10 protein-coding genes are annotated in these 14,205 nt (G+C 65.0%); 3 read left to right on the top strand and 7 right to left on the bottom strand.

Going from position 1 to position 14,205, the window contains the following annotated elements:
* Positions 1 to 243: 243 nt before the first annotated feature.
* The 3 genes from ACFSQR_RS08805 to ACFSQR_RS08795 all read right to left on the bottom strand — a co-directional run bounded on the left by ACFSQR_RS08805 (position 244) and on the right by ACFSQR_RS08795 (position 5,584).
* Positions 244 to 750 (bottom strand): DUF6702 family protein, encoded by a 507-nt coding sequence (locus ACFSQR_RS08805; RefSeq protein WP_377729349.1) that lies wholly within the window; start codon positions 748 to 750, stop codon positions 244 to 246.
* Positions 751 to 3,129: a M1 family metallopeptidase gene (locus tag ACFSQR_RS08800; RefSeq protein ID WP_377729348.1), complete on the bottom strand. Its 2,379-nt coding sequence runs from the start codon at positions 3,127 to 3,129 to the stop codon at positions 751 to 753. It abuts the gene before it with no gap.
* A gap of 82 nt (positions 3,130 to 3,211) precedes the next feature.
* Entirely contained in the window at positions 3,212 to 5,584 is a 2,373-nt protein-coding gene (locus ACFSQR_RS08795; RefSeq protein ID WP_377729347.1) for a M1 family metallopeptidase, read from the bottom strand.
* Positions 5,585 to 5,756: 172 nt separating this feature from the next.
* Between ACFSQR_RS08795 and ACFSQR_RS08790 the strand changes: the two genes are divergently transcribed.
* Positions 5,757 to 6,836, top strand: coding sequence for an HD-GYP domain-containing protein (locus tag ACFSQR_RS08790; RefSeq protein ID WP_377729346.1), 1,080 nt, complete (start codon positions 5,757 to 5,759; stop codon positions 6,834 to 6,836).
* Between the two features lie 78 nt (positions 6,837 to 6,914).
* Here ACFSQR_RS08790 and ACFSQR_RS08785 read toward each other — a convergent pair whose 3' ends face one another.
* From ACFSQR_RS08785 to ACFSQR_RS08770, 4 genes are all read right to left on the bottom strand, one after another.
* A complete protein-coding gene (locus ACFSQR_RS08785; RefSeq protein WP_377729345.1) occupies positions 6,915 to 7,937 on the bottom strand; it encodes a hypothetical protein in 1,023 nt (340 codons plus the stop codon).
* Positions 7,938 to 7,959: 22 nt separating this feature from the next.
* Complete coding sequence (locus ACFSQR_RS08780) at positions 7,960 to 9,729, bottom strand: ABC transporter ATP-binding protein (protein WP_377729953.1); 1,770 nt, start codon at positions 9,727 to 9,729, stop codon at positions 7,960 to 7,962.
* 49 nt (positions 9,730 to 9,778) lie between these two features.
* Positions 9,779 to 11,530, bottom strand: a complete 1,752-nt coding sequence (locus ACFSQR_RS08775; RefSeq protein WP_377729344.1) for an ABC transporter transmembrane domain-containing protein — start codon at positions 11,528 to 11,530, stop codon at positions 9,779 to 9,781.
* Positions 11,531 to 11,628: 98 nt separating this feature from the next.
* Positions 11,629 to 12,192, bottom strand: a complete 564-nt coding sequence (locus tag ACFSQR_RS08770; protein WP_377729343.1) for a hypothetical protein — start codon at positions 12,190 to 12,192, stop codon at positions 11,629 to 11,631.
* Positions 12,193 to 12,345: 153 nt separating this feature from the next.
* Between ACFSQR_RS08770 and ACFSQR_RS08765 the strand changes: the two genes are divergently transcribed.
* Positions 12,346 to 13,620: an amidohydrolase family protein gene (locus ACFSQR_RS08765; protein ID WP_377729342.1), complete on the top strand. Its 1,275-nt coding sequence runs from the start codon at positions 12,346 to 12,348 to the stop codon at positions 13,618 to 13,620.
* Between the two features lie 32 nt (positions 13,621 to 13,652).
* On the top strand, positions 13,653 to 14,165 hold the full coding sequence (locus ACFSQR_RS08760) for a GNAT family N-acetyltransferase (RefSeq protein ID WP_377729341.1): 513 nt from the start codon (positions 13,653 to 13,655) through the stop codon (positions 14,163 to 14,165).
* The last annotated feature ends 40 nt before the right edge of the window (positions 14,166 to 14,205 follow it).

Genomic DNA, 14,205 nt, shown 5'->3' with positions numbered 1-14,205 from the left:
GTAAAAACACGTTTTGTTTGTCTTGGTTAATCTTACTAACGATAAGTTATTACCCCCGAGCACGCTAGACCGTATTTCTACCGTAACGTTCCCCACCCATCACACCCGCTTGAGAAAACGCAAACCCGGGGTCAGGCCTGCCATCCCCCTGGTGCCTGACCCCGCGCTTGAGATTTCGCAAACCGGGGGTCAGGCACCAGGGGGGAGACAGGCCTGACCCCGGGTTTGATCTAGCGCAAAGGGCTATTTGGCGGCGGTGGCGACGTCCTGTTCGCCGGCGCTTTCGGAAAACGTGAGGCTTCGCCGTTGCCCGTCGCGAACGATGTTGACGGTGTTGCGCTGGTCCGGCAGCAGGTCCGTGAGCACGGTGTGGTGGACGCGCGCAACCGCGGACAGCTGGGTCTTCTCGATCTCCTGGTACACGAGCACCATGTCGGCGCTGGCGTTCATGCCGACCCAACGCACCGGGATCCGCTTGTTGTCGGCGCTGAGCAGGTAGAAGCGCTGCGCCATGTAGTCGCGCAGCGCCGCCTCGTCCTCCGGCTGGGTGAGGTCGGACTGGCCCTTGTTCAGGTGCGCCAGCAGCGCTTCGAGGTCGTGCGCCATGTAGGCGTGGACGATTTCGATGCTGCCGCTCCTGGCGTTCTGCGTGACGTCCGTCATGCCCGCATGGAAGCGGTGCGCGAGCGCAGGGCCAGCGCCGATGAGGGCCGCCGCAAGCACGGCCGCTTGAATGATCCGCTTGAACATTTACTCCACCTTCGCTTCCGGCGCCGCTTTGTCCGCCTTCGCTTCCTGCTTCTTCAGCGGCGTGCGGTAATCCTTCATCATGTCCTCGCCGTCGTCCGCTTTGAACAGTTCCAGGCGCGATTTGGTCGGCTTGCGCGGCCATGCGTTGTTGTCGACGTCGATGTCGGCAGTCTCCCAGTACGGGTCCTGCGTCAGGCCGGTCATCGGCTCGTCGGTCACGATGACCTTGGTGATTTTCTTCGGCGAGTAGCGCCATACTTCGGCAGGCACCCGCTCAATGTACTTCTTGCCGCTCTTGAGTTCGATCTCGAGGATCAGCGGCATCACCAGTCCACCGTGGTTGGTGAAGTCGACCAGGTACAGGTGCTTGCCCTGCGCCAGCAGCGCCTTCTCCCAGTCCTCCAGCTTGTCCATCGTTTCGGCGTACTTGTTGCGGTCCTTGTTCGTGACCGTGAAGTCGTCGTGCTCATTGTAGAAGTCCTTCAGCTCAGGACGCACGTTGACGCGGCGCGGCATGTCCTTGTCGCGCACTTCCGAGATCGATGGCGGTTCGGCGTCCTGCTGCGCCTTCTGCCACGCCTTCTCGGTTTCCGGGCTCTTGGTCGAGACGCCGTACTCGCTGATGCCGTCGATGCTGATGTCCACCGCGTCGGTGGTGTAGAACCAGCCGCGCCAGAACCAGTCGAGGTCCGTGCCGGACGCGTCTTCCATCGTGCGGAAGAAGTCCGCCGGCGTCGGGCGCTTGAACTTCCAGCGCTCGGAATAAGTGCGGAACGCGTGGTCGAACAGTTCGCGGCCAAGGATGGTCTCGCGCAGGATGTTCAGCGCCGCCGCCGGCTTGGCGTAGGCGTTGTTGCCGCGCTGGAGGGTCGACTCGGCGTTCGTCATGACCGGTACCTGGTTGCGGCTCGCCATGTACGAGGTGATGAAGCGCGCGTCGCCGCGGCGCGAAGGGAAGTCCTCTTCCCAAGCCCGTTCGGCGAGCGATTGCAGGAACGAGTTCAGACCCTCGTCCATCCAGGTCCACTGCCGTTCGTCCGAATTGACGATCATCGGGAAGTAGTTGTGGCCCACCTCGTGGATGATCACGCCGATCAGGCCGTACTTGGTGCGCTTGGAGTAGGTCAGCTCGCCGGTCTTCTTGTCCTTGGTCGGACGCGGGCCGTTGAACGAGATCATCGGGTATTCCATGCCGCCGACCGGGCCGTTGACCGAGATCGCGACCGGGTACGGGTAGTCGAACGAGTACTTGTTGTACTGCTCGATCGTGTGGATGATCGACTGCGTCGAGTAGCGCTCCCACAGCGGATTGCCTTCCTTCGGATAGAAGGACATCGCCAGCACCTTGTGCGGGCCGCTCTGCACACCCTGCGCATCCCAGATGAACTTACGGCTCGACGCGAACGCGAAATCGCGCACGTTCTTCGCCTTGAAGTGCCAGGTCCTGGTGGCGCTGCTGCGCACTCTTTCCGCCGCTTCCGCTTCCTTTTGCGTCACGATCAGCACCGGCTTTTTGGCGGTGCGCGCCTGTTCCAGGCGCTCGCGCTGGGCCGCCGTCAGCACCGCGCCCGGATTTTGCAGCTCGCCGGTGGACGCGACGATGTGGTCCGCCGGCACCGTGACCTGCACGTCGTAGTCGCCAAACTCCAGCGTGAACTCGCCGTCGCCCAGGTACTGCTTGTTCTGCCAGCCCTTCTGGTCGTAGTACGCGGCCATGCGCGGGAAGAACTGCGCGATCTCGTAGATGTCGTTCTTGTCGTCGAATTTCTCGTAGCCCGAGCGGCGGCCCAGCACCTTCATCTCGGGGATGTTGAAGCTCCACTCCAGGCTGAACGTAAAGCGCGCGCCCGGCTTGAGCGGCTGCGGCAGGTCGATCCGCATCATCGTCTTGTTGATGGTGTGGAGCAGGGGCCTGCCATCCGCGCCGGCCAGCTTGCCCACCGTGATGCCGCCTTCGAAGGTGCGGGTGTCCAGCATGAAGCGCAGCGCTTCGAAACCGAGCCCGTCACCGCTGCTTTTCGCCTTGGCCCAGGCTTCGCGCGATGGCGCGGTCGCGACCCTGCGGTTGTCCGAATCGGCGCGGAACATGTTCTGGTCCAGCTGGACCCACAGGTAGTCGAGCGTGTCCGGCGAGTTGTTGTAATAGGTGACCGTGCCTGCGCCGCTGATCGCGCGCTTCGCTTCGTCGAGCGTGACACGCATGCGGTAGTCGGCGCGCTGCTGCCAGTAGCCGTGACCCGGCGCGCCGGAGGCGTTGCGCACCTCGTTGGGCGTCGGCAGCAGCTCGTCGAGCTGGCGGAACTTGTCGTCGAAGGGATCTGCTGCGAAAGCGGAGACCGAGAGGAAGAGCGTCGCGAGGGTGGCGGGGAGGCGTTTCATGGAGCGTTTCGGTAGTTGTGCGGGTCCCGGCGACAGCCGGGAAAAGTGAAAGGGACTGTCACCCGGACAGTCCCCATTGGCCTTAGTTGGAAGCCGGAGTCTCGGCCTTCGCCTCGCCGGCCTTCTTCAGCGGGGTGTTAAAGTCCTTCATCATGTCGGGGCCATCTTCCGACTTGAACAGTTCCAGGCGAGACTTGGTCGGCTTGCGCGGCCAGGAGTTGTTATCTTGGTCGATGTCGGCAGTCTCCCAGTACGGGTCGTGCGTCAGGCCGGCCATCGGCTCGTCGGTCACGAGCACCTTGGTGATCTTCTTCGGCGAGTAGCGCCACACTTCGGCAGGCACGCGCTCGATGTACTTCTTGCCGCTCTTGAGTTCGATCTCCAGGATCAGCGGCATCACCAGCCCGCCCTTGTTGCTGAAGTCGACCAGGTACAGGTGCTTGCCCTGTGCCAGCAGCGCCTTCTCCCAATCCTCCAGCTTCTCCATCGTCTCGGCGTACTTGTTGCGGTCTTTGTTCGTGACCGTGAAGTCGTCGTGTTCGTTGTAGAAGTCCTTCAGCTCAGGATGCGCGTCCACGCGGCGCGGCATGCCCTTGTTGCGCTGGTCGGAGATCGATTCCGGCTCGGCATCCTGCTGCGCCTTCTGCCACGCCTTTTCGGTTTCCGGATTCTTGGTCGAGACGCCATACTCGCTGATGCCGTCGATGCTGATGTCCACCGCGTCGGTGGTGTAGAACCAGCCGCGCCAGAACCAGTCGAGGTCCGTGCCGGACGCGTCTTCCATCGTGCGGAAGAAGTCGGCCGGGGTAGGGCGCTTGAACTTCCAGCGCTCGGAGTAGGTGCGGAATGCAAAGTCGAACAGTTCGCGGCCGAGGATCGTCTCGCGCAGGATGTTCAGCGCCGCCGCCGGCTTGGCGTACGCGTTGTTCCCGAACTGGAGCAGCGACTCGGAGTTCGTCATGATCGGCACCTGGTTGCGGCTCGCCATGTACGACGTGATTGCACGTGCGTCCCCGCGGTACAGCGGATAGTTCTCTTCCCATGCGCGCTGCGCGATCGACTGCAGGAAGGTGTTCAGGCCTTCGTCCATCCAGGTCCACTGGCGCTCGTCCGAATTGACGATCATCGGGAAGTAGTTGTGGCCCACCTCGTGGATGATCACGCCGATCAGGCCGTACTTGGTGCGCTTGGAGTAGGTCAGCTCGCCGGTCTTTTTGTCCTTGACAGGGCGCGGGCCGTTAAACGAGATCATCGGGTATTCCATCCCGCCGACCGGGCCGTTGACCGAGATCGCGACCGGGTACGGATAGTCGAACGAGTATTTGTTGTACTGCTCGATGGTGTGGATGATCGATTCGGTGGAATAGCGCTCCCACAGCGGATTGCCTTCCTTCGGATAGAAGGACATCGCCATCACCTTGTGCGGGCCGCTCTGCACACCCTGCGCGTCCCAGATGAACTTGCGGCTCGACGCGAACGCGAAATCGCGCACGTTCTTCGCCTTGAAGTGCCAGGTCTTGGTGGCGCTGCTGCGCACTTTTTCCGCCGCTTCCGCTTCCTTCTGCGTCACGATCAGCACCGGCTTCTTCGCGGTGCGGGCCTGCTGCAGGCGCTCGCGCTGGGCGGCAGTCAGCACCGCGCCCGGATTCTGCAGGTCGCCGGTGGAGGCGACGATGTGGTCCGCCGGGACGGTGATCTGCACGTCGTAGTCGCCGAACTCCAGCGTGAACTCGCCCGAACCGAGGAACTGCTTGTGCTGCCAGCCGTAGCTGTCGTAGTAGGCAGCCATGCGCGGGAAGAACTGCGCGATCTCGAACAGGTCGTTCTTGTCTTCCTTGAAATGCTCGTAGCCGGCACGGCCACCCAGCACCTTCTGCTCATTGATCTTGTAGTTCCATTCGACCGAGAACGACACGCGGCTGTTCGGCTTCATCGGGCGAGGCAGGTCGATGCGCATCATGGTCTTGTTGATGACGTAGCGCAGCGGCTCGCCGTTCTCGCCCTTCACCGACAGGATATTGAAGCCGCCTTCGAAGGTGCGCGATTCCAGGATGTTGCGCAGGCCGGTGAATTTCATGCCGTCGTCCGCGCCCTTGGCCTTGGCCCATGCGTCGCGCGATGGCGCCACGCCCGTGCTGACCGCATCGGAATCCCGGCGGTAGATGTTCTGGTCCAGCTGCACCCACAGGTAGTCGAGCGTGTCCGGCGAGTTATTGTAGTAGGTGACGGTCTCGGAACCCTTGATCGAACGGTTCGCCTCATCGAGCGTCGCGCGGATCTTGTAGTCGGCCCGCTGCTGCCAGTAGGCGTGGCCCGGCGCGCCCGATGCGGTGCGCACCGCGCCGGCGGCAGGCAGCAGCTCGTCGAGCTGGCGGAATTTGTCATCGAAAGGATCCGCGGCGATGGCGGAAGATGCGAGGCAGAGGACGGCGATGCAGAATGGCAGTCGAAGCATATTTACCCTGGCAGTTTGTGGACAGACTAACCAGGCATTCTAAACTCAGCCATTCAGGGACGGTGCGCCGATTTGTAAAAAAACTGATACATGGCGGGGCAAGCGGCCCGCCGAAGCTGACGGCTACCTCCCGGCTGCCGGAACAGGTATGATTGCCGCGCGAGGAGGCGAGATGACGACGAACTTGGAAGCGACCGTCCTGGTCGCAGCAGCGAATGACAGGCGCGCGGAGACGATCAGGGAAGCGCTGCATGGAAAGCACCAGCTGCGCATGGCTGCCAGCGCGCGCGAAGCGCTGTCGGTCGCCAACCAGCTGCCGCGTCCGGACGTCATCGTGCTGGACGCCTCGCTCTGCGACATCGATTCCCACACCGCCTGCCGCGAGCTCAAGGCCAACTTCCTGACTGCCGATATCGCCGTGATCATGGTGGCCGATGCGGCAGATGCGGACCAGGCATTTGCCGACGGCGCCGCCGACGTGGTGACGGATCCTGCGGACGCACATGCATTGCGCGCCCGCGTCGGCGCGCATGCGCGCCTGTCGCAATCCGGCTCACGCATCAAGCAGCTCGGCGCGCTGCTGCAGGCCGGCAGCGGCGGCCGGGACCTGGCCCAGGTGCACGAGGCGACCATCCTGGCGCTGGCCGCACTGGCTGAGCACAAGGAAGACAATGTCCACAACCACCTCCTGCGCACGCAGCACTACGTGGCGGCGCTGGCGAAGGAGCTGCGCTTCAACCCGCGCTTCTCGCCCGAGCTGACGGACGAAAATATCACCCTGATGTTCAAGGCCGCGCCGCTGCACGACATCGGCAAGGTGGGCGTGCCGGACGCGATCCTGCTCAAGCCGGGCAAGCTCACGGCGGAAGAATTTAACGTGATGAAGCAGCACACCGTATTCGGCCGCGACGCGATCGCATCGGTCGAACGCGCGCTGGGCGCCTCGAATACCTTCCTGCGCTACGCCCGCGAAATCACGCACGCGCACCAGGAAAAGTGGGATGGCAGCGGCTATCCGCAAGGGCTGGCGGGAGACGCGATCCCGGTCGCCGCGCGCCTGATGGCAGTGGCCGACGTGTACGATGCGCTCATCTCCAGGCGCCGCTACCGTCCCGCGTTCACTCACGAGACTGCGGTGGAACTGATCCGCCAGGGCAGCGACGAGCATTTCGACCCAGAGGTGGTGGATGCGATGCTGGCCGTCGAAGAAAAATTCCGCGCCATCGCCACCCGCTTCCGTGATCCCGACTGAGGCGCGAGAGCTGACGCTTGCGCCGTCGTCCCAGCGAAGGCTGGGACCCATACTGAGTAAGCAAACAGCCAGCGCCTGCTAAGCGCGCCACGCCCCCTCTGCATACACGGTTTCCCCATCCAGCAAGACCGCATCGGTCACCGCAAATACATCGATGTGATACCGCGCGTCCTTGCGCTTGAATCCCGGCTTCGGATACACCCCATGCTTCGCACCCAGCGACAGGTGAATCCCGCACATCCGTTCATAGGTGCCGATATCGTCCACGCGCCGCTCGCGCGTAAATGCGCGGTTCATGCCGAACCCCAGTTCGCGCAGCCACACCTCGCCCTCGTCGCGCCGGATAATCGACAGCACCGTATCGAACTCCGGCGTCGAGTCGATGGCATCGACCACGCGGCCCTTTTCCACCACCAGCGTGATGGGCGTTTCAGGCCGGTTGACGTGATACGTCGTGTCGCCAAACACATGCACCCGCACGCGTCCGTTGACCGCTTCCAGGTCGCGTGCCTCGGTGAACACTTCCCCGATCGGGAACTGCCCGCCAACGTTATTCATTTCGCTGTAATCGCCGACATTCAGCTTGGCCGGTTCAAACCCCGACTCGAACACCAGCTCCAGTCCATCGCCCCGGACCACGGCACGCGCCGCGCTGTCGATGCGCGCCTTCAGCGCCTTCCCGACGCCACGGTAATACCCCGGATCGTAAGCCAGCGACTCCAGATACAGTTCGCCCTGCACGCCGGGCATGCGCGCCAGGTGCACGTGCTCGATGACCTTCAGTCCAAGCTTGAACAGCTCGACGCGGATGCGGAACGCCTCCAGCCTGAAATTGGTGGACTGGATCAGCACCACCAGGTCGCCGGACTGCATGCTGCCGAAGGCCGCGTGCACCTGCTCCGGATCGACCGCGTCAAAGTCGACAAAGGTGGCGTCAGGAAGATTACGGCGATACGCCTCTGTCAGCGCAGCCGCCAGGGCAGTGCGCGCGTCGTACACCACCAGCGCCCGGTGCGGCGCTGCATGTTCGACGACGATGTCAAGAATGTCACGAACGCTGCCTTGTGCAGCGTCGATCGCGGATGGGGGAAGAGCTTGCATCCCCACATTATCCACTATGCGCTCATTCGACGTTCCTTGCGGCAGGCGATTCCTCGCTGTCATCCGGTTGCGACGCGAGTTGCTGCAGCAGGTACAGGCGCTGGTAGATGCCGTTGGCAATGCGCATCAGTTCTTCGTGCGTGCCTCGCTCCTCGATGCGGCCGTGGTTCAGGACGACGATATTGTCGGCGTCGCGAATCGTGGACAGGCGGTGCGCGATGGCGACGATGGTGACGCGGCCGCGCAACTCCACCAGCGCGCGCTGCACGATCTGCTCGGTCTCGCTGTCGATGTTGGACGTGGCCTCGTCCAGCAGCAGGATGCGCGGGCTTCCCGCCAGCGCGCGTGCGATCGCCAGGAGCTGCTTCTGGCCGGTGGACAGGCGCGAGCCGCCTTCGCCCAGCGGAGTCTCGTAGCCGTGTTCCAGCGCCTCGATGAATTCATGCGCGTGCGCTGCACGGGCCGCGGCGACGATCCGTTCGATCGGAAGGTTGCGGCCCATGTCGATGTTCTCGCGCGCCGACGCGGCCAGCAGGAACGGGTCCTGCGGCACCAGGCCGACTTCAGCGCGGAACTGCTCGTTGCCGACCGCGTCGAGCGCATGCCCGTTGATTTCGATCGCGCCGGGCGCGGCAGGGTAGTAGCGCAGCAGCAGCGAGAGCAGGGTGGATTTGCCGCTGCCGGTATGGCCGACGATGCCATAGAACGCCCCCTGGGCGATCTCGAGATTCAGGCCGTGCAGGACGGGGTGGTCTTCCTTGTAGCCGAAACTCAGGTCGCGGATGCGGACTGCGGGAGCGCTATCGCTGATCGGAACGACGGCGCCTTGCGCCCGGGTGTGTTCCGGCGCTTCCGCTTCGTCCAGCAGTTCGCCGACGCGCGCGCTTGCGACCACAGCCTGCTGCAGGCTGGAGAACTGCATCGTAATCTGGATCATCGGATCGATTACGCGGGCGATATAGCTGATGAAGGCATACAGCACGCCCACCTCCACCATGCTCATCTCGCGGCGGCCGAAGAAATAGATGACCGCCGCAAGCAGCACCACGTTGAGCATGTCGAGCGCAGGACGCAGCAGGAAGGCGTTGGCGCGCAGTTCGGCCAGGCGGGCGTGGTAGTGGCCCGTGTTGGTGACGTCGAAGCGCCTGGCGAAGCGCGCCTGTGCATTGCTGGCCTGGAGCACGCTCATGCCGCCGATCGATTCGGCCATTTGCGCGTTGATCTCGCTGCGCAGTTCGCGCGCGCGCGTGACCGCCGGCGCCGACAGCCGCTGGTACAGCCACACAATGCCCAGCACCGCGGGCACGAGCGCGAGTACGATCAGCATCAGGCGCCAGTCCAGCCATGCCATCGCCACCGTCGTCCCGAGCAGGACGATGCCGCTGTCGAGCATGACGAACAGCACCTGGATGTAGAGATTCTTGACCGCCTCGGTATCGTTGGTGATGCGGCTCACCAGCTGGCCGGTGATGGCGCGGTCGAAGAAGGCCATCGGCAGGCGCAGCACATGCGCATAGACGCGCTCGCGCAGGCGCCGGACCGAGCGCATGGCCAGGCCGGACAGGCGCACCAGCTGCAGGTAGCGCAGCACGGTCGAGACGCAGCCCGTCAGCAGCACCCCGGCCAGCAGGAGTCCCATGCGCCGGACGTCGTAGTCGCCTGGAATCAGGTGGTCGTCGATGAGCGCCTTGCCCAGGATCGGACCGAGCACCTCCAGTCCGGCCGCAATGACCAGGCCCGCGCTCGCCCACAGCAGGTGTTTGCGGTCGGGCGCCGCGCTTTCGGTCAGCAGCCTGACCGCGCGCTTTGCCTGCGCCCGCCGCGGCTTGGGTGGCGACTGCTCAGGATTCGTCAAGACTAGCCTCCAGTTGCTGGTAACGCCACTGGCTCGCATACCAGCCGGCTTGTTCGAGGAGTTGTTCGTGCGTGCCGCGCTCGGTGATCCGGCCGTGGTGCAGCACGACGATCTGGTCCGCATCGGCCACCGCGGACAGGCGATGGCTGGCGATCACGGCGCTGCGTTCGGGGCGTTCGCGGCGCAGGTCCGCCAGGTGCGCAAGGATGCGCGCTTCGGTTCCGGTGTCGACGGCGGAGAGGGCGTCGTCGAGCAGCAGCAGCGAACTCTCGGCCAGCAGCGCACGCGCGATCGCGACACGCTGGCGCTGTCCGCCCGACAGCGTGATGCCGCGCTCGCCCACCGGAGTCTCGTAGCCCTGCGGGAAGCGCAGGATGTCGTTGTGGATGTCCGCCATGTCGGCCGCATGTTCCACCTGCGCGCGCGTCGCATCCGGCCGCGCGAGCGCGATGTTTTCCGCGATCGTCGCGGAAAACAGGAAGGACTCCTGCGGCACCCAGCTGACGGCGGAGCGCAAGGCCGAGAGGCGGTACTCGTCCAGGGCCGCGCCGGCCCAGCGTACCTGGCCCGCATGCGGCGTGGCCTGCCGCTGCAGCACGCGCAGCAGCGTCGACTTGCCGCTGCCGGTCGGGCCGACGACCCCCAGCGTATGCCCCGGCTCCAGTTGCAGCGACACCTCCGACAAGGCATCGGCCTGCTGGTGCGGATAGCGGTAGCTGACCTGCTCCAGCGCGAGGGGGCCGGGCGGCACCTGTTCGATGGCGCCGTGGTCGGACACCGACAGCGGCTCGTCGAGCACCGGCTGCAGCCGCGCGAGCGCAGCGCGGCCGCGTTCCACCAGCGCGAGCACCCAGCCGGCCGCGAACATCGGCCAGATCAGCTGCCCCAGGTACATGCTGAAACTGGTCAGCGCACCCACGGTCAACTGGTCGTGCAGGACCAGGTAGCCGCCCACGCCCAGCGTGAGCGCCGAGGCCACCGCCAGCGTCAGGCCGACCGCAGGCTCGTAGCCGGCCTCCCATTTCTGCGCCTCGTAACTGGCGTTCGCGGCGTGCGCGGCCAGTTCGCTGAACTGGTTCGCGCTACGCGCCTCCAGCCCGAGCGCGCGCAAGGTGCGCACGCCTGCCACCGTCTCCTGCACGTGGTCGTTGAGCGCGGAAAAGCGCTTGAGCGAATCGGTCGACGCGGTGTGGATGTGCGTGGAGATACGCCAGAACGCAAAGGCCATGAACGGGAAGGGGATCAGCGCGACCAGCGCCAGGCGCCAGTCCACGCCCAGGAGCATGATGCCCAGCACTGCCGCCAGCGTGACGATGCCGTCGAAGCCGGCCAGCATCGCCTCGCCCGACGCCATCTCGATCGCGTCGATGTCGTTGGTGGCCAGCGCCATCAGGTCGCCGGTGCGCTGCTTCTGGTAGAACTGCGGACCTTGCGCGGACAGGCGCGCATAGAACTGCCTGCGCAACTCCAGCCCCAACTGGTAGGAAGCGGCATACAGGCGCAGCCGCCAGCCGACCCGCAACAGATAGATCGCCAGCCCGTATGCAAGCAGCGTCGCAATATCGAGCAGCAGGTCATTGCCCTTCAGCGAGTGCGCCGCCAGGCCGTCGATCATCGCGCCCACCTTACGGGGGATCAGCACCCCCAGCACCGCGATCCCCACGAGCATCAGCGCGGAAGACACATACGCGCGCCAGTGGCGCAGCACGAAGCCGCCGATCAGCCTAGATAACGTCATCCACCATTCCTTGTGAGGCCCCGTGAAAAGGAAAGCGGGCCGAAGCCCGCTAATTTACTACTTTTGATGTGGCGCACGCCAGATTGGCGTGGCTGTTCCTACTTTCGCGGTACGCCCTTGCGCTCATGGGCGCCTTCGGAGCGGGCTGGCGGAGGCACGGATTCCAGGGGCTTTACCTTCGGTAGCACCACAGGCTCAGCGGTTCCGGCAGGTGCTGCCGACAGGGGAACGGCAGCCTGGCCCTCCGGCACCACCTCGGCCGCAGCCTCGGCGATCGGGGTGCGCGCAAGCGGCGGCTGGGAAGGGTGCGGGTCGGCCACCTGCGGGGCATCTTGCGCGTGTCCGGCACCTTCCGCGCGCGCTTGCGGCTGCGGCGCCGCCTGTGGCGACGCATCCTGTTCTGAGCGTGCGGCCGCCGGGACGCCTGCCGGTGCCGGCTGCGCCTTCGACATCAGATCCAGCATGCTGCGCGGGCCCGATGTCATCCATTGCGTCCACGCCGCGCAGGAGCGGTCCAGCGCCGCGCGGCTCGCATCGAGCTGGAACAGCGCCAGCCTGCCCGTGTTTTCGACCGTCGCCATCGCAATCGTACTGAAAAGTTCCAGCTGTGCCTGGAGCTGAGCCCGGCCTGCCGAAGAAATTTGTTCAGGAATAGTCTGCATGATGCTCCTTTGTTTATGATGCGATGCAAGAAACAGTAGTGTAGCCTTGATATGGAAACCCCGAAAGTACAGCACGATTGAATATCGTGCATTGCAGCAAAACAAGCGCAGGCAATCCTTTACAATCGACGGCAACACATCAATGGAGCGCACATGGACCTCGTGATACGCAACGCCACCCTGGCGGACGGCCGCACCGGCATCGATATCGCCATCGAAGGGGGACGCATCGCGGCGGTGGAAGCGCGCATTGGCGTGGCCGCCGCGCGCGAGATCGACGCAGGCGGCGACCTGGTCACCCCACCGTTCGTCGATGCGCACTTCCACATGGACGCCACCCTCAGCTACGGGCTGCCGCGCGTGAACGCGTCCGGCACCCTGCTCGAAGGGATCTCGCTGTGGAGCGAACTCAAACCCGAGCTCACGCAGCAGGCGCTGGTGGAGCGCGCCATGCAGTACTGCGACTGGGCGGTGGCGCGCGGCCTGCTCGCCATCCGCACCCACGTCGACGTCTGCGACGACCGCCTCCTTGCGGTGGAAGCGCTGCTCGACGTGCGCCGCCGCGTCGCTCCCTGGATCGACCTGCAGCTGGTCGCCTTCCCCCAGGACGGCCTGCTGCGCAGCCCGCGCGCCTTCGACAACCTCAAGCGCGCCATCGCGATGGGCGTGGACGTCGTCGGCGGCATCCCGCACTTCGAGCGCACCATGGACGAAGGCGCCGAATCGGTGCGCCTGCTGTGCGAATTCGCCGCCGAACAGGGGCTGCGCGTCGACATGCATTGCGACGAGAACGACGACCCGCTGTCGCGCCACATCGAAACGCTCGCCTACCACGCGCACAGGCTGGGACTGCAGGGCAGGGTGGCCGGATCGCACCTCACCTCGATGCACTCGATGGACAACTACTACGTCAGCAAACTGCTGCCACTGATCCGCGAAGCGGGCGTCGCCGCAATTGCCAACCCCCTGATCAACATCACCCTGCAGGGGCGGCACGACAGCTATCCCAAGCGGCGCGGCATGACGCGCGTGCCCGAACTGATCGCGGCCGGCGTGGACGTCGCCTTCGGCCACGACTGCGTCATGGACCCGTGGTACGGCATGGGCTCGGGCGACATGCTGGAAGTGGCGCACATGGGACTGCACGTCGCGCAGATGACATCGCAGCGCGACATGCACCAGTGCTTCCTCGCCGTGACCGAGACGCCCGCGAAGATCCTCGGCCTGGAGGGCTACGGCATTGCGCTTGGCTGCAACGCCGACCTCGTGGTGCTCGACGCGGGCAGCCCGGCCGAAGCCATTCGCCTGCGCGCCGCGCGGCGCTACGTCATCCGGCGTGGCGAGGTAGTGGCCGAATCCCCGCCCGCGCATGCGCGGCTGGCGCTGGCCGGTCGTCCATCGGCAGTCAATTTCCGGCTGGGGCGGTGACGGCGGGCGCCGCCGATGCTATTCTTGCAGGGATGAAGACCATCCGCGCCACCGAACGCCTGACCCTGCGCACCATCACGCTGGACGACGCCCCGTTCTACCTCACGCTGATCAACGACCCCTCATTCATCCAGAACATCGGCGACCGCGGGGAGCGCACGATCGAACAGGCGCGCGACTCCATGTCGCGGCGGATGCTGGCCTCGATGGCCGAACACGGCTACGCCATGTACCTCGTCGAGCTGCACGACGGCACCCCGATCGGCATGTGCGGCCTGGTACGCCGGCCGACCCTCGACTGCACCGACCTTGGCTACGCCTACCTGCCTGCCTACTGGGGCCAGGGCTACGCCGTCGAAGCCGCACGGGCCGTCCTCGACCACGCCCACCGCGACATCGGCCTCACGCGCCTGCTGGCCATCGCCTACCCTGCCAACGCCGGCTCGATCGCCGTCCTCAACCGCCTCGGCTTCGTATTCGAGCGCTACACCCACCTCGACGAAAACGACCCCGGCACCAACGTCTACAGCCGCACCCTGCCCTGAAGCGTTTGCGATTTCTCAAACCGGGGGTCAGGCACGCCCT

It is taken from the genome of Pseudoduganella sp. GCM10020061 (assembly GCF_042683405.1).
In the GTDB taxonomy this organism is placed as follows: Bacteria; Pseudomonadota; Gammaproteobacteria; order Burkholderiales; family Burkholderiaceae_D; genus Telluria.
This window is presented reverse-complemented; position numbering and strand designations above follow the sequence as displayed.